The sequence below is a fragment of the Marinobacter sediminum genome, from assembly GCF_023657445.1.
In the GTDB taxonomy this organism is placed as follows: domain Bacteria; phylum Pseudomonadota; class Gammaproteobacteria; order Pseudomonadales; family Oleiphilaceae; genus Marinobacter; species Marinobacter sediminum_A.
Window position 1 is genome coordinate 2,175,464 of sequence record NZ_JAGTWY010000001.1, and the last position, 14,645, is coordinate 2,190,108.

The following is a 14,645-nucleotide window of genomic DNA, read 5'->3' on the forward strand; positions in this document are numbered from 1 at the left end:
ATTCCAATCGTCATCCGATATTGTTCATGGATGGACCGGAGAAGACCATGTCCAGACGAAGCGTTTTTGCCAATGCAGCTTCACTGCTCTTTGCGGTAACCATCGCCTGGCTCCCGCTCTGTGCTGCGGCTAATGAAGCCATCGTCGCAAGAACGGAGGCACTGGACGCCGGTTTCCCGGTCAAGATTCTTGGTGACTCGTTACTTGCCCGCCACGCGCTCTCAGAGTTCTATGAAGCTAGAGGCTATCAACCCGCGTGGACATCCCCCGAGCAACGTCACCAACTGATTGAGGCGGTCGAACAGGCAAGCAAGGATGGCCTGAATCCGGATGACTACCATGCAGCCGTGCTTTCTGAACTGGCGCTGCGGCGCATGGATGAACTTTCAGAAGACCTGCAGGCAGATCTGGACCTGCTGTTTTCGGACGCGTTCCTGATGCTTGGCTCCCACCTTCTGGAGGGTAAGGTGAACCCGCAGAACGTCCACGCCGAGTGGACAGCAAACCGCCGGCAGAGAAAAATGGAATCGGTGTTGGCCAACGCCATCGCCAGCGAAGATATCAGCGTTGCACTGGATGAGTTGCGGCCGTCTCACGAAGCCTATCGAAAGCTGGTCCAGGCCCGGTACAGAATAACGCGCCTGCTTGGTCAACCATGGCTACCTCTGGCAGCGGCGCCGTCAATCCGCCCAGGTGATCAGGATCAACGCCTGCCGGAAATCCGCCACCGAATGGCAGTGCTGGGCGACCTGCCCGACCAAACAGCGACAACCGGCTTGAACGGCGACCGACAGCGCTATGGCAATGAACTGGAGAGGTTTGTCTCTGCATTTCAAACCCGGCACGGTCTTGAACCGGACGGAATTATTGGCCGCCAGACCATCGCCGCATTGAACATGATGCCGGTTGAGCGGGTTCGACAAATCGACGCCACACTTGAGCGCTGGCGCTGGTTACCAGAATCTCTGGGGCGCAAGTTTGTCATCGTGAATATCGCGGGTTACGAACTGAAAATGATCGAGAATGGCGAGGAAATCCTGAATAAACGGGTCATCGTCGGCCAGCCCTTCCGGCAAACACCGGTATTCAGCGACCGCATCCGATATCTTGTGTTTAACCCCACCTGGACCGTTCCCAGGAAACTGATGATTGAAGATCAGCTGCCTCTGATCATCCGGGATCCTGGCTACCTTGATCGCCTGAATATCACCGTATACCAGGGCTGGGGTGCAAACCGAAAGCGGATTGATCCGACGACGGTCAACTGGGCCTCCTTGACCGCGAATAATTTTCCCTACCAGTTGGTGCAGGAACCGGGCCCCCGAAATGCCCTCGGCCAGGTCAAGTTCATGTTCCCCAATCAATACGACATATACTTGCATGACACCCCGGGACAAGGTCTTTTCAGCAGGGCCGAGCGCTCTTTCAGTTCCGGCTGCATTCGTGTCGAGCAGCCCTTCGACCTGGCGGAGCACCTGCTCTCCCAGGACCCCGACTGGTCCCAGGAAACAATCAATGATGTTTTAGCAGCGTCGCAGCCAGTAACCGTTGTACTTCCAGCGCCGGTGCCAGTCTATATTCAGTACTGGACAGCATGGGTGGATGACAACGACCAGCTGCAGCTTCGCAACGACATCTATAACCGGGACAATCGCCTGATATCGAGACTACGGGAAACACCGGATGGTGACTCATATCGTCCAACTCCGGTTGCCGCATCAGCTCAACGTTAGCAAATTATTCGGGAGGAGCAGCCATGAACCGCACAGTGCCTTTCCTGCTTTGCCTGCTGGTCCTCGCGGGATGCCAGTCCCCTTCGCCAGGGCAGGAAAATAGCAGCAATAACACCGTCTTTCTGAGCGCACAGCATTGTCTCAGAGAATATGTGAAGGAACTGGAAAAGGTTCACTATGGTCCCTGCCTCAAGATCATTACCGTAGACGGAAAACCGCCAGAGGTTCGCGAAGACGGGTTTGTCGAGCTACCTGTCGCAACGCCGGCGGTGATTGGTACCAGCTGTGTCTACCGGCACGCCGACGGCTCTCCCATACCGGCGACGATGGAAACAACAGAGTTCAGGATAACCGGTCAGACTTTTACCCGCCCCGGCGTACGCTGGTATCTTCATGCTCACAAGCAGGCAAGACAAGTCGTTGGCTGTGAACCGACGCTCTCGCGTTCGGTGTACCCTGCAAACAAAACGGATTAACCGGTACCTTGTAAAAAGGAATGCCGTCATTGCATCGCCAATCGAAACGGACAACCTGATTGAGGGTACGCGTTGGCCCGGCCCCAGACTGGCCCGCTCCAGCCCCGGTCTGGTGAAACTGGCCGTGAGTATCACAGTCTGACTGTCCAGGCGAATGCGGCAGCATCTGAACAACACCACTGCCAACGGGGAGATACCATGACAAACCGGGTCGACATCCATTACTGCACAGGGTGCCGCTGGCTAATGCGGTCAGCGTGGATGGCGCAGGAATTGCTCACCACCTTCGAGGGAGAATTGGCCGAACTCACCCTACACCCGGGCAGCGGAGGAATTTTCGAAGTCTGGGTAAACGGCAAACGGATCTGGTCCCGCAAGGAACAGCAGGGATTTCCGGAAATCACCAGGCTCAAGCAACTGGTCCGTGATGAGATTGATCCGGATCGCTCACTCGGCCATTCCGATAAAAAGTCCGAGCCATGATCAACAGTGTGGATATTGTTTGGCTTGGAGCTCTGGCCAGCCTTTTAGCAGGCCTCGCTACAGGCATAGGCGCACTGGCCGTCTTTTTTATAAAAACTCTGTCCGATCGCGTGCAGGACAGCATGCTCGCCGGCGCAGCTGGCGTTATGCTGGCCGCATCGTTCTTTTCCCTGTTACTTCCGGGCCTCGCCTATGGCGAAAGTCTGGCAGGTACGACCTGGGCTGCAGCGTTGATCGTGATCGCAGGCGTTTTGTCGGGTGCGGGGGCCTTGTACTTCATCCACCAAAAACTGCCCCACGAGCACTTCAATCTCGGACCCGAAGGGCCAGATACGTACCAAATACGGCGGATCTGGTTGTTCATTATCGCCATCACCCTGCACAACTTTCCCGAAGGCATGGCCGTCGGTGTCGGCTTCGCCGGGGGAGATGTGCAAAACGGCTATGTGCTGGCAACCGGCATCGGCATTCAGAACATCCCTGAGGGATTGGCGGTCGCTTTCTCGCTGCTTTCGATCAACTACTCTCGGTTCCGGGCTTTTGGCGTTGCCCTGCTTACCGGGCTGGCCGAGCCGATTGGCGGCATCTTTGGCGCAGCGCTGGTGTGCCTCGCGGAACCCATTATGCCCTGGACACTGGGCTTTGCGGCAGGTGCCATGCTGTTTATCATCAGTAACGAGATCATCCCCGAAACCCACCGGAATTCGTACAAAACCCTGGCCACCTTCTCCCTACTCGGTGGTTTCGTGGTCATGATGTTCCTGGATGCGACTCTGGGTTGAGCCAGATGAGTTGCGGGCATCCAGCAGCCAGACACCGGCCAGCGCCTCCAGCGCTTCTGCGATCACCGGTTCATCCTCACGGTCCTTGCGCCAGATAAAGCTCAGGGCGCAGGGCAGCCGAACGCCGTCCACCACCACCAGGCCCCGCTCCTGGCGCTCGGCCATCGCCAGGGCATCCCGCGCCAGACTGAGGCCGACGCCGGCACGAACCAGGTCCAGCATGCATGCTTCCTGATCAACCTGGGCGACCCCATGCGGAGTCAGCCCCCGGGGCTCCATCACATTGGCCAGCAGGCGGTTATGCACCGAGTCTGGCGGAGTCACAATCCAAGGCAGCGCGGCCAGGCTTGGCCAGCGCGTGTCGGCAACCCGGGATGACCACCCCGCAGGTGCAATCACGTGATAATCGAACAGAGCCAGCTCCCGGTGCGCCAGCTCTGACAGATCCGGGCCGGGCCCGGCTCCGGGTGGCGCCAGAAAGTACCCCACGTCCAGGGACCCATTCCTGACCTGCTCCAGAACGCTCCCACTCATGCCCTGGTGCAGCTCGGTTTCCAGTTGCGGCGCCCGGGCTACCAGCCGGTGAAGAAATGCCCCCAGACGAATGAATTCCGGATCCACAATGGTGCCGATCTTGAGGCGACCGCGAATGGTACTGTGAAGGGCGCGGGCACTCTGCTCAAACGCCGCCAGCCCAGCCAGCGCCTTCTCAGCCACCGGCAACAGACTCTGACCATCTTCAGTCAACGCCAGGCCCTGGGGCCTTCTTCGAAACAGTCTCAACCCCAGGTCATCCTGCAAATGCTTGAGCTTGAGACTGACTGCGGGTTGCGTGAGATGGAGGCGTTCAGCCGCCCGGGACACGCTACCCTCACGGGCCACCGAGACAAACGCCCGTAATCCCTGCAGATATTGCATCACTGGCTCCTTGATCAACTGGTTATAAGTAATATTTATATCATGATTTTAAAAATCTCAATTGCTTTGGTAGCCGTCTGGCACTAATTTGAGTGATCAATTCTTCGCCAATGATACTTAAAACCAGTAATGCCGGTTACTATAGAGATAGAAGAAAACAACAGACCCGAGCAGGAATGAGCCAAAATGAGCAACCCGACGATCCAGCATTATATTAATGGGCAAATGTCAGAAGGCACTTCTGGACAAAACCAGAACGTTTTCAACCCGGCCACTGGCAAAGTGACGGGGCAGGTTGCTCTCGCCAATCACAACGATGTTCAGCAGGCTGTAGCCGCCGCCAATGCCGCGTTCCCGAGCTGGGCCGACACGCCACCGATTCGCCGTGCCCGCGTCATGTTCAAGTTCCTCGAACTGCTCAATACTCACAAGGATGAGCTGGCCGAAGCCATCACCCTTGAACACGGCAAGGTCTTCACCGACGCCCAGGGCGAAGTTGCCCGCGGCATCGACATTGTGGAGTTTGCCTGCGGCATTCCCCAGCTTCTGAAGGGCGATTACACCGAGCAGGTTAGCACCGGTATCGACAACTGGACGACCCGCCAGCCCCTGGGCGTGGTGGCCGGCATCACGCCGTTCAACTTCCCGGTCATGGTGCCCATGTGGATGTTTCCGCTGGCCATTGCCGCCGGCAACACATTCATCCTCAAGCCCAGCCCCATCGACCCGAGCGCGTCCCTGATGATCGCCGATCTGCTCAAGCAGGCCGGGCTGCCAGACGGCGTATTCAATGTGGTTCAGGGTGACAAGACCGCCGTGGAAGCACTGATCGAACACCCCGATGTGATGGCATTGAGTTTTGTTGGCTCCACGCCGATTGCCAACCGGATCTACGAAAACGGCGCCCGTCATGGCAAGCGAATCCAGGCCCTCGGCGGCGCCAAGAACCACATGGTGGTCATGCCCGATGCCGATATGGACAAGGCTGTCGACGCCCTGATCGGCGCTGCCTATGGCAGTGCGGGCGAGCGCTGCATGGCCATCAGCGTGGCGGTGCTCGTTGGCGATGTCGCGGACAGGATCGTGCCGCGTTTGGCCGAACGGGCGCACGACCTCAAGGTGAAGGACGGCATGGAGCTGGATGCCGAGATGGGGCCAATCGTCAGCGCTGCGGCACACGAGCGCATTACCGGCTACATTGAAAAAGGCGTGGCGGAAGGCGCCGAGCTGATCGTCGACGGTCGTGAATTTGATGGTGCCCGAACCGGCGACGGTTGCGGTGAAGGTTTCTGGATGGGTGGCAGCCTGTTTGACCACGTAACTCCGGAGATGACCATCTACAAGGAGGAAATCTTCGGGCCAGTGCTGGTCTGTGTCCGTGTCCCGGACGTTGCTACCGCGATCCGCCTGATCAACGACCACGAGTTTGGCAACGGCGTCAGCTGCTTCACCGAAAGCGGTAGTGTTGCACGGGAGTTTGGCCGGCGCATCCAGATCGGTATGGTTGGCATTAATGTGCCTATTCCGGTCCCGATGGCATGGCACGGATTTGGCGGGTGGAAGCGCTCCATGTTTGGTGATACCCATGCCTATGGCGAGGAAGGAGTGCGTTTTTACACTCGCCAGAAATCCATCATGCAGCGCTGGTCCGACTCTATTGATGCCGGCGCCGAGTTTGTGATGCCAACCGCCAAGTAACGCTGGACCAGCAACGACCAAAAGAAAATCCGGAGAACAGCGATGTCCGACAACAACAATGCACAGGGACAGCCTGAGTTTGACTATATCGTAGTGGGCGCAGGCTCTGCTGGCTGCCTGCTAGCCAACCGACTAAGTGCCGACCCCGCCAATCGGGTGCTGCTGATCGAAGCCGGTGGCAGGGACAACTACCACTGGATCCACATTCCGGTGGGCTACCTCTACTGCATCGACAACCCCCGGACCGACTGGTGTTTCCGGACCGACCCGACCCCGGGCCTGAATGGCCGCACACTGATCTACCCCCGGGGCAAGACCCTGGGTGGCTGCTCCAGCATCAACGGTATGCTCTACATCCGCGGTCAGGCCAGGGACTACAACCAATGGGCCGAGATTACCGGCGAAGATGCCTGGAACTGGGACAACTGCCTGCCGGATTTCATGCGTCACGAAGATCATTACCGGCTGGATGACGGCGGTGATGCCGATCCGGAGCACCGCAATTACCATGGCCATGGTGGCGAATGGCGCATTGAGCGTCAGCGCCTGAAATGGAAAATTCTGGAGGACTTTGCCGAGGCGTGCATTCAGGCCGGTATTCCCCGCACCCGGGATTTCAATAGAGGTGACAACGAAGGCGTGGACTATTTCGAGGTCAACCAGCGCGCCGGCTGGCGCTGGAATACATCAAAAGCCTTCCTGCGATCCGCCGAGAAGCGTCCCAACCTGACCCTCTGGCACTCGACCCACGTTCTCGGCCTTGAGATGATGACCGGCGAGAAGCCCCGGTGTACCGGGGTCAGGGTAGAACGCCCCAGCGAGGGTGAAGTGCTCGCCCGCGCAACACGGGAAGTCATTCTCTCTGCCGGTGCCATTGGTTCCCCCCAGTTATTGCAGCTCTCGGGTATCGGGCCATCCGATCTACTGAAGGAACATGACATTCCGGTGGTGGCCGATCTGCCGGGCGTAGGCGAGAACCTGCAGGACCACCTGCAGATTCGTTCGGTCTACAAGGTGCAGGGCGCAACCACCCTGAACACCATGGCGAACTCTCTCATTGGCAAGGCCCGTATCGGCCTGGAATACCTGCTCACCAGGTCCGGTCCCATGAGTATGGCACCATCACAGCTGTGCCTGTTCACCCGCAGCTCCGAAGAATTTGACTACGCAAATATTGAGTACCACGTTCAGCCCCTGAGCCTGGATGCCTTCGGACAACCGTTGCACAACTTCCCGGCGATCACCGCCAGCGTGTGCAACCTCAACCCAACCAGTCGCGGTACCGTGCGCATTCGCAGCAAGAACCCGAAAGACGCACCGGCGATCGCCCCCAATTACCTGAGCACCCCTGAGGACCGGAAAGTGGCCGCGGATTCGCTTCGGGTTACCCGTCGAATTTCTGAACAACAGGCCTTTGCACAATACCAGCCGGAAGAATTCAAACCCGGTTTGCAATACCAGACCGATGATGAACTCGCCAAGCTGGCCGGTGACATTGGCACCACCATTTTTCACCCCGTGGGCACCACTCGGATGGGGCGTGCCGATGACGAGCTGGCGGTAGTGGATCCGTATCTTCGTGTGCGGGGCGTATCCGGGCTTAGGGTGGTAGATGCCGGCGTGATGCCAACCATCACCAGCGGCAATACCAACTCCCCGACTCTGATGATTGCGGAAAAGGCGGCCGGCTGGATTCTGACTGGCAAGTAACCCGCGTCAATTTAGTTGCAGTTCTGAGATTTTTTGACGGCAACGGGCTGCTAAACTCTGCAGCCCGTATCTGCTGTATAAGGATGCTTCTGCAATGACCTTCGCCACCTGGCTGACCGTTGTCACCATTTGTGCTCTCGGCGCCATGTCACCCGGACCTTCCCTGGCCATCGTGCTGAAGCAGACCCTGACCGGTGGACGTTGCCATGGCATGACGACCGCCATCACCCACGGCCTTGGCGTCGGCCTCTATGCATTTCTGAGCATCCTGGGTCTGGCCGCCATTATTACCGCTTCCCCGGTAGCATTCTCGGTCCTGCAATGGGGTGGTGCGCTCTATCTGGCATGGCTTGGGCTAAAAGGTTTGATGGCCAAACAGAGCGGTGATTCGGAGCTGCCCGATGCACCCACGACGGCCAGCGCAGCCCGGGACGGATTTCTCATTGCCTTTCTCAACCCTAAAATTGCCGTCTTTTTCCTGGCCCTGTTCAGCCAGGTAGTCGGCACTGATACCAGTATGCTGGCGAAGTTCGGCTATGCAACCACAGCCATGGTGATCGATGGCACCTGGTACCTTATAGTCGCCTGGCTCTTCTCTAATCCGAGGTGGCTGGAGCAATTGAAGCACAAAGCCATCTGGTTCGAACGAATCTTCGGGGCCTTTCTGGTGGGCCTGGCTGGCCGACTTGTGTTTGGCATCCTGAACGGCAAATAAATCGTCCTGACTTACAACCTGGCTAGTTTGCCAGATCAACAATGTCCGGATACTCCCGAACCTGAACCACCTGCTCCGCCACTGGTTCAGTCGCCAGAGCACAGACTTCGTTGACCATGGCAGTGGCCACGGTTGCGGCCTCAATGCCCCGGTATTTCTCCAGCGGACCAATGAGTGCCAGATTAACCAGGGGCATCACCCGGATACCAAGCGCCTCGGCCGTCCGCTGCTCCGCACGTTCGCCCAGCAGAAGACTCGGGTGATAAATCGAAAGGTAGTGATAGCCCAGGCTCCGGACAGCATCTTCCAGCTCACCCTTTACCCGGTTATAGAAAATTGTTGAGGATGACGTAGCACCGATGGCAGACATCAGAATGAAAGCACTTGCACCAGCTGCCCGGCCAAGTTCGGCTGCTTTCAGGCAATACCCGTAGTCCACCTTGCGAAACTGCTCCCTGGAACCGGCCTTTTTAATGGTGGTGCCAAGACAACATACGATCACATCAACGTCGAAAAGGCCGGCGGATGCATCCATATCATCAAAGTTGACTTCACACTGGGTCAGTTTAGGGTGCGCCATGTCAGCCTTACGCCGAACCGGCGTGACCACCGCCTCAATTTCCGACCGCTTGAGCAACCCTTCGACGACCTTGGCGCCAGTCAGCCCGGTCGCTCCCAAAACCATAACCTTCAAAGTTCTGCCTCCTGTCATACGATCCGATGCCAACCATTCAGAGTTTTAACGAAGACTAACATTCCCCCGTAACTGATGCCCGCAAACGTCGGGGAAATCAGCCTTCGTTGAATAACAAAACCAGCGGGCCGCCCCGGAGCACGCTGCCATAATTCAGGTTAATGCCAACAGATATGTTGTCTATAAAACTGATATCCCCGGGCAACTTCAGACGTGACCAGCGCCGTTACTTCAACACTCCGCGCAAGTAATTCAAGCCGGACAACTGGGACATCTGGCCCTGAATCCAGGCCACCCGGTCCCAGACATAGGGAGAGGGATTCATCGCACTCAGCACCTTCGGATTGGGCAGCACCGACGCCAGTCTTGCCGCCTGAACCGGGGATAACCGTCTGGCCGGAATGCCAAAATAGAGTTGGCTGGCCGATTCCACCCCATAGATTCCCGGGCCAAATTCGGCGATATTGAGATACACCTCAAGGATGCGTTTCTTGGGCCAGAGTGAGTCAATACCCAGAGCCAGCCCGGCCTCCAGCGCCTTGCGGACAAAGCTCCGCCCGTTCCAGAGAAAGAGGTTCTTGGCGGTCTGCTGAGTGATGGTGCTGGCACCCCGCAGGCCCTCGCCCGCCGTATACTCGGCCAGCGCCTTTCGTATGGCGCTGAAATCCACTCCCCAATGATGGGGGAAACGCTGGTCTTCACTGGCGACAACGGCCAGTGGCATCCAGGGCGAAATGTCCGACAGACCAACCCATTCCTGGTGCAACGCCTGCCCCGGCTCCGCCAATCGATAACCGAGCATGAAACTCGAGGTGGGCGGATTCACAAACCGGAAAAGAGAGATCACGGCGAGGATCAACAGCAGAGCACCCACCAGCGACCATGCCAGTGTGTTCAGGAATTTTTGAATCAGGGATTTTCGCGCCACAGTCTCATCACCGGAGAGTTTTGACTATCATCAAAGACAGGCGGGCAGTATGTCGTGGTTTGCCCCCTGTTTGAATTACCAATCATTCAGGCTGGCCCGATCATCGAACTACCGCAACTCGTCGTATACCGAACAGGCCTGACTTCAAAGGCACCGGATTATGGTGGAGCATCTCAAGTACCCGGACGGTATCCGGCTATTGCTGACCCCCAATCACTCTCTGAGCTGGCGTGGCAATGTCAGGATCTGGCTGTGCCTGTTAGCAATCTCGGCAGTGATTGCCGTTGGCATGTCCCTGGCCGGAGCCTGGGTGATCATCCCGTTTGCCGGACTGGAACTGGCCGCGCTTGCGACCGGATTTTACCTGACCTCAAGGGCCTGTCAGAGGCGGGAAGTGCTGACCATTGATGACACCGACATACATCTGGAAAAGGGCCGGGCCAGGAAGCTGGCAGAATGGACCTTACCAAAACACTATGCTCGCCTGCGCCTGCATGCACCCCGTCATCCGTTCACACCCCCCAAGCTGGAGCTGATCCACCGGGAAAACAATGTGCCACTGGGCAGCTTCCTGAACATTGAGGATACCGACACGCTCATTCAGTTACTGGAATCCCGGGGACTGGTGATTGAACGGAAAGCGCCCGATCCGGAGATCGGGCTTTGGTTCTAGGCGGCTGTAGCCAGGGTGTTATGGACTCGCTCCACCACGAACGGGTGCGAAAGCAACTCGTGGTGCCCCAGTCCCTCGGTCTGCAGCTTTTCCGAGCCCGGCCATTTCCGGTGGACACGGCCACTGTGACTGGCCGGGACTGACTCGTCATCGCTGTCAAACACCACCAGGCCATGGGTGGCAAGATTCGGTGCCAACTCGTCGAACGAGAACTGCCGCCAGACATCGAGCCCGAATTTCTGTTCCATCCGCCTGCGTTGCTCCGACACCATGGCCGCAGGAAGTCCCAGGGCAGCGCCGAAGCACGTTACCACTGAATCCAGATCCCGGGGCGGCGCCAGCATGACCAGGTGCTGCACCCTGACTCCGTCAACCACAACCCGCGCGGCAGCGAGGCTACCAAGGGAGTGGGTGATCATAGCTTCGACCGGCCCCACGCTTGCAGCCACTTTATAGATTACATCCGCCATATCGTAGAGATTGGTCTGGCTTCCCTGGGCACGACCGTGAGCAGGAGCGTCAAACACCACCACCCGGTAGCCCGCCTTGACCAGAGGTTTCACAAAGGCCCCGAACTGGATACCGCCCCCGGACCAGCCATGCACCATCATTACCACCGGGCCATCGCCCCAGCTGTATACCGGGATGACATAGGCACCGTACTGAAGCTGGGTATAGCTCGTCGCCTCATCAAGCAGGTATTCATAGGGGATCGGTAACGGGAGCCGCCGGGGTGAAAAGAACAGGTTATCGACAACCTTTCCAGCGGCGTCCGGTGACAGCCGGCGTAGCAATTTCAGAGCCATGCCCTTCGCGACAATCCGCCGGCCCTGGCGCGGAACAACCACGCTTCGGGGCAGCCGTGTCGCTGAATCTGTATGCGTTTTGAATTGAGCAGTCATGACAATCCCTCGTTTTGTATCGGCGTAGCGCCATCCTTACTACCCCCTCAGGTTACGACTTGCCAATGAAGTTCCGGAGTGTCATATTTGACACTCTAGATGCTGAAACGGACAACTCCCATGGTCAGGATTGCCGTTGTTGCCCTACCTTTCTGCCATGGCAGTGGCATTGTCGGAGTCATGGATTTTTTTGCCGCTGCCAATTTCTGTGACCGCGCCACACCTCGCGACGAGCCCCCGTTTGATTGCGAGATCGTTACCGTCGACGACCAGCCTGTTCACTCCTACAGTGGCATACCCATCGCGCCAACCGTGCGAAGGCAGGATTACCGGGCCGATGTAATCATTGTAGGGTCGGCCACAGAAGCCGTGCTTGGTGACCGTCACATCGATGCAGCCATGGACCAGGCCCGCCCCCTCCATCCCTGGCTGTGCTCAGCCATCGAGCAGGGCGCTATTGTAGCCAGCGTCTGTACTGGCAGCTTTGTGCTGGCGGAAGCAGGACTGTTGACACACCATGTAGCTACAACCCATTGGCGGGCGGCCCCCGCCTTTCAGCGACGCTATCCGGAGCTTCGGCTTGAAGCAGAGCAGTTACTGGTCGATAACGGCCAGATCATCTGTGCCGGCGGCGCCACCTCATTCATGGATCTGTGCCTTTATCTGGTTGAGCGGCTGGGCTCTCCCGCCCTCGCCGTCGCCTGCAGCAAGTTGCTGATTCTGGATGCGCGGCGAGCCGACCAAGCGCCTTACCGCAACTTTTATGGCAGCCGAGCCCATCGGGATGAAGTAATTGAAGGCATTCAGGGGTGGCTTGAACAACACTACGCAGATGCCATCGCGATCGATGATCTGGCCCAACGGGCACGACTGGGGCCTCGTACCTTCAAGCGCAGATTCAAGGAGGCCACGGGCGAAACGCCTCTCAGTTACCTGCAACACCTGAGAATCGAAGAAGCCAAACAAGAGCTGGAGTCGACCCGACGCCAAACCGCCCAGATTATCTGGGATATCGGTTACGAAGACGCCAGTTCCTTCCGGCGCCTGTTCAAACGGAACGTGGGCTGCACCATGGAGGAATACCGGCGGCGCTTTAGCTACGTGACACCAGGGCGCATTACGCCGCCGGGTGCCACTGCGTCAGACTCTCTACCCGTAGCGAGTCGCGATGCTCTGTAGCTCACCGGCGGCGCGGTTTTCCGTCAAGCCATAACCCATTGGCTCCCGCCCCGTCTCACGACTATGGTTACGGTATGGACAACAATGGCTACACCGCTCACATCGGGTTCCTGTATCCCGGCCACGCGGCCGAGGACGACTATCCACAACTGGCGCAGATGGTACGCCCGGTTGCCGACGTACAGGTGGTGCATACCGACTTCGTCGAGGATGCCCACACGGTTGAGGCACTCACAGAAATGGGCAGCCCCCAGCGGCTGATCGATGGTGCCGGACACCTTCAGCACTCCGGCATTGAAGCAGTTATGTGGACGTCAACCAGCGCCAGTTTTGTACGCGGGCTGGATGGCATACGGGAGCAGATCGATACCCTGGAAAAAGCGTTACAGGTTCCTGCATCAACCACTGCCATGGCATTCGCCCGGGCGGTTAGCGCAGTCAACGCCCACCGGGTGGCCATTGCCGCCACCTATCCGAACGACGTTGCCCAGCTGTTCCAGCGGTTTCTGGAACACTTCGACATCGAAGTCGTCAGTATGGCAAGTCACGGAATCGTCACGGCGGCCGAAGTCGGCACACTGGGCAAGGATGCCGTGCTGCGATTCGCCCGGGACAACAATCATCCGGATGCTGATGCCTTGCTGATTCCCGACACTGCACTGCACTCGGCCAACTGGCTGGAAGACCTGGAGGTGGCAGCCGGTAAACCTGTGCTTACGGCCAATCAGGTGAGTTTCTGGGAGGGCCTCCGCCTGTGTCACAAATTGACGCCTCAAAAGGGACTGGGCACACTCTTCGCCACAGAACTCTGAAGCCGCCCGGCCTCAGCCGGAGGAATAATCGACAACAGGGCAACTGCCATGGATTTCGTCAGAACTCCCGAAAACCGATTCGAACGCCTGCTCGACTACCCTTTTGAACCCCATTACGCCGATCTCGAGGGTCTGCGGATGCACTATGTAGATGAAGGGCCGACAGACGCCAAACCGATCCTGATGATGCACGGTGAGCCAACCTGGTCGTACCTGTACCGCCACATGATTCCGGTTTGTGCTGCTGCAGGCCATCGGGTGATCGCGCCAGACCTGATCGGCTTTGGCAAGTCCGACAAACCCACCTCGATCGACAACTACAGCTATCAGCAACACATGGACTGGATGCAGTCGTTCATTGACCAACAGGGGCTGAATGACATCACACTGGTTTGCCAGGACTGGGGTTCACTGCTGGGGCTGCGACTGGCAGCCGAAAACCCGGATCGGTTCCGCGCCATTGTGGTGGGTAATGGCATGCTGCCTACCGGGGATCAGAAAGCACCCCCGGCGTTCAAGATCTGGAAGAATTTCGCCCTGCACAGCCCGTGGTTCCCCATTGCCCGGATCATCAATACCGGTTCGTTCCGCAAACTCGGACCGGATGAGCTACGTGCCTATGATGCTCCGTTCCCGGGCAAAAAATACAAGGCGGGCGCCCGGGCCTTTCCTCGGCTGGTTCCGATGACTCCGAATGACCCGGCCACGGAGGCCAACCGGGCCGCCTGGAAAGTGCTGGAGCGCTGGGAAAAGCCGTTTCTGACCACTTTCAGCAACGGCGATCCTATTTTCCGGGGCGGCGACCGCCATATGCAGGAGCGGATTCCCGGGGCCAAAGACCAGTCCCACGTCACGCTCAAGGGCGGCCACTTCCTTCAGGAGGATTCGCCAGTGCCGTTTGCCCGAGCTATCAACGACCTCCTGGCAACACTGGCCTGATTT

At 58.1% G+C, this 14,645-nt stretch carries 16 protein-coding genes; 11 read left to right on the forward strand and 5 right to left on the reverse strand.

The features are described 5' to 3' along the window. The first annotated feature begins 47 nt into the window (after window positions 1-47). The 4 genes from KFJ24_RS10325 (at window position 48) to KFJ24_RS10340 (ending at window position 3,474) form a co-directional block, all read left to right on the forward strand. On the forward strand, window positions 48-1,733 hold the full coding sequence (locus KFJ24_RS10325) for a L,D-transpeptidase family protein (RefSeq protein WP_250830995.1): 1,686 nt from the start codon (window positions 48-50) through the stop codon (window positions 1,731-1,733). 23 nt (window positions 1,734-1,756) lie between these two features. Then, window positions 1,757-2,209 (forward strand): hypothetical protein, encoded by a 453-nt coding sequence (locus tag KFJ24_RS10330; protein WP_250830996.1) that lies wholly within the window; start codon window positions 1,757-1,759, stop codon window positions 2,207-2,209. A 198-nt stretch (window positions 2,210-2,407) separates the two neighbouring features. Further along, a complete protein-coding gene (locus KFJ24_RS10335; RefSeq protein ID WP_250830997.1) occupies window positions 2,408-2,692 on the forward strand; it encodes a SelT/SelW/SelH family protein in 285 nt (94 codons plus the stop codon). Between the two features lie 8 nt (window positions 2,693-2,700). Further along, window positions 2,701-3,474: a ZIP family metal transporter gene (locus KFJ24_RS10340; RefSeq protein ID WP_250830998.1), complete on the forward strand. Its 774-nt coding sequence runs from the start codon at window positions 2,701-2,703 to the stop codon at window positions 3,472-3,474. On the opposite strand, the gene KFJ24_RS10345 is transcribed toward KFJ24_RS10340, so the two are convergent. Then, window positions 3,424-4,392 (reverse strand): LysR family transcriptional regulator, encoded by a 969-nt coding sequence (locus tag KFJ24_RS10345; protein ID WP_250830999.1) that lies wholly within the window; start codon window positions 4,390-4,392, stop codon window positions 3,424-3,426. The genes KFJ24_RS10340 and KFJ24_RS10345 overlap by 51 nt on opposite strands. A gap of 186 nt (window positions 4,393-4,578) precedes the next feature. Here KFJ24_RS10345 and KFJ24_RS10350 point away from each other — a divergent pair, with 186 nt between their 5' ends. The 3 genes from KFJ24_RS10350 (at window position 4,579) to KFJ24_RS10360 (ending at window position 8,515) form a co-directional block, all read left to right on the forward strand. Further along, a complete protein-coding gene (locus KFJ24_RS10350) occupies window positions 4,579-6,090 on the forward strand; it encodes a CoA-acylating methylmalonate-semialdehyde dehydrogenase (protein ID WP_250831000.1) in 1,512 nt (503 codons plus the stop codon). A 42-nt stretch (window positions 6,091-6,132) separates the two neighbouring features. Next, window positions 6,133-7,800 carry a GMC family oxidoreductase gene (locus tag KFJ24_RS10355; protein ID WP_250831001.1) on the forward strand — a complete coding sequence of 556 codons (1,668 nt, stop codon included), beginning with the start codon at window positions 6,133-6,135 and terminating at the stop codon, window positions 7,798-7,800. Between the two features lie 94 nt (window positions 7,801-7,894). Then, window positions 7,895-8,515, forward strand: a complete 621-nt coding sequence (locus KFJ24_RS10360; RefSeq protein ID WP_250831002.1) for a LysE family translocator — start codon at window positions 7,895-7,897, stop codon at window positions 8,513-8,515. 22 nt (window positions 8,516-8,537) lie between these two features. Here KFJ24_RS10360 and KFJ24_RS10365 read toward each other — a convergent pair whose 3' ends face one another. The 3 genes from KFJ24_RS10365 to mtgA form a co-directional block, all read right to left on the reverse strand. Beyond that, window positions 8,538-9,200 carry an NAD(P)H-binding protein gene (locus tag KFJ24_RS10365; RefSeq protein ID WP_250832617.1) on the reverse strand — a complete coding sequence of 221 codons (663 nt, stop codon included), beginning with the start codon at window positions 9,198-9,200 and terminating at the stop codon, window positions 8,538-8,540. Between the two features lie 106 nt (window positions 9,201-9,306). Then, window positions 9,307-9,414, reverse strand: a complete 108-nt coding sequence (locus tag KFJ24_RS18255) for a Solitary outer membrane autotransporter beta-barrel domain (RefSeq protein WP_350455574.1) — start codon at window positions 9,412-9,414, stop codon at window positions 9,307-9,309. 21 nt (window positions 9,415-9,435) lie between these two features. Continuing rightward, complete coding sequence (gene mtgA / locus KFJ24_RS10370; protein WP_250831003.1) at window positions 9,436-10,137, reverse strand: monofunctional biosynthetic peptidoglycan transglycosylase; 702 nt, start codon at window positions 10,135-10,137, stop codon at window positions 9,436-9,438. 160 nt (window positions 10,138-10,297) lie between these two features. On the opposite strand from mtgA, the gene KFJ24_RS10375 reads away from it, so the two are divergent. Then, entirely contained in the window at window positions 10,298-10,810 is a 513-nt protein-coding gene (locus KFJ24_RS10375) for a DUF2244 domain-containing protein (RefSeq protein ID WP_250831004.1), read from the forward strand. On the opposite strand, the gene KFJ24_RS10380 is transcribed toward KFJ24_RS10375, so the two are convergent. After that, window positions 10,807-11,712: an alpha/beta fold hydrolase gene (locus tag KFJ24_RS10380; RefSeq protein ID WP_250831005.1), complete on the reverse strand. Its 906-nt coding sequence runs from the start codon at window positions 11,710-11,712 to the stop codon at window positions 10,807-10,809. The genes KFJ24_RS10375 and KFJ24_RS10380 overlap by 4 nt on opposite strands. A gap of 120 nt (window positions 11,713-11,832) precedes the next feature. On the opposite strand from KFJ24_RS10380, the gene KFJ24_RS10385 reads away from it, so the two are divergent. From KFJ24_RS10385 to KFJ24_RS10395, 3 genes are all read left to right on the forward strand, one after another. Then, window positions 11,833-12,891 (forward strand): GlxA family transcriptional regulator, encoded by a 1,059-nt coding sequence (locus tag KFJ24_RS10385; RefSeq protein WP_250831006.1) that lies wholly within the window; start codon window positions 11,833-11,835, stop codon window positions 12,889-12,891. A 74-nt stretch (window positions 12,892-12,965) separates the two neighbouring features. Further along, window positions 12,966-13,703 carry a maleate cis-trans isomerase family protein gene (locus KFJ24_RS10390; RefSeq protein ID WP_250831007.1) on the forward strand — a complete coding sequence of 246 codons (738 nt, stop codon included), beginning with the start codon at window positions 12,966-12,968 and terminating at the stop codon, window positions 13,701-13,703. A gap of 48 nt (window positions 13,704-13,751) precedes the next feature. Next, window positions 13,752-14,642 (forward strand): haloalkane dehalogenase, encoded by an 891-nt coding sequence (locus tag KFJ24_RS10395; RefSeq protein WP_250831008.1) that lies wholly within the window; start codon window positions 13,752-13,754, stop codon window positions 14,640-14,642. Window positions 14,643-14,645: the final 3 nt, after the last annotated feature.

Bases quoted from the DNA above. Each gene is read 5' to 3' on its own strand.
- KFJ24_RS10390 (WP_250831007.1), top strand. From the start codon at position 12,966: ATGGACAACAATGGCTACACCGCTCACATCGGGTTCCTGTATCCCGGC.
- KFJ24_RS10385 (WP_250831006.1), top strand. From the start codon at position 11,833: ATGGTCAGGATTGCCGTTGTTGCCCTACCTTTCTGCCATGGCAGTGGC.
- KFJ24_RS10395 (WP_250831008.1), top strand. From the start codon at position 13,752: ATGGATTTCGTCAGAACTCCCGAAAACCGATTCGAACGCCTGCTCGAC.
- KFJ24_RS10330 (WP_250830996.1), top strand. From the start codon at position 1,757: ATGAACCGCACAGTGCCTTTCCTGCTTTGCCTGCTGGTCCTCGCGGGA.
- KFJ24_RS10375 (WP_250831004.1), top strand. From the start codon at position 10,298: ATGGTGGAGCATCTCAAGTACCCGGACGGTATCCGGCTATTGCTGACC.
- KFJ24_RS10360 (WP_250831002.1), top strand. From the start codon at position 7,895: ATGACCTTCGCCACCTGGCTGACCGTTGTCACCATTTGTGCTCTCGGC.
- KFJ24_RS10350 (WP_250831000.1), top strand. From the start codon at position 4,579: ATGAGCAACCCGACGATCCAGCATTATATTAATGGGCAAATGTCAGAA.
- KFJ24_RS10335 (WP_250830997.1), top strand. From the start codon at position 2,408: ATGACAAACCGGGTCGACATCCATTACTGCACAGGGTGCCGCTGGCTA.
- KFJ24_RS10345 (WP_250830999.1), bottom strand. From the start codon at position 4,392: ATGCAATATCTGCAGGGATTACGGGCGTTTGTCTCGGTGGCCCGTGAG.
- KFJ24_RS10380 (WP_250831005.1), bottom strand. From the start codon at position 11,712: ATGACTGCTCAATTCAAAACGCATACAGATTCAGCGACACGGCTGCCC.
- KFJ24_RS10355 (WP_250831001.1), top strand. From the start codon at position 6,133: ATGTCCGACAACAACAATGCACAGGGACAGCCTGAGTTTGACTATATC.
- KFJ24_RS10365 (WP_250832617.1), bottom strand. From the start codon at position 9,200: ATGGTTTTGGGAGCGACCGGGCTGACTGGCGCCAAGGTCGTCGAAGGG.
- KFJ24_RS10325 (WP_250830995.1), top strand. From the start codon at position 48: ATGTCCAGACGAAGCGTTTTTGCCAATGCAGCTTCACTGCTCTTTGCG.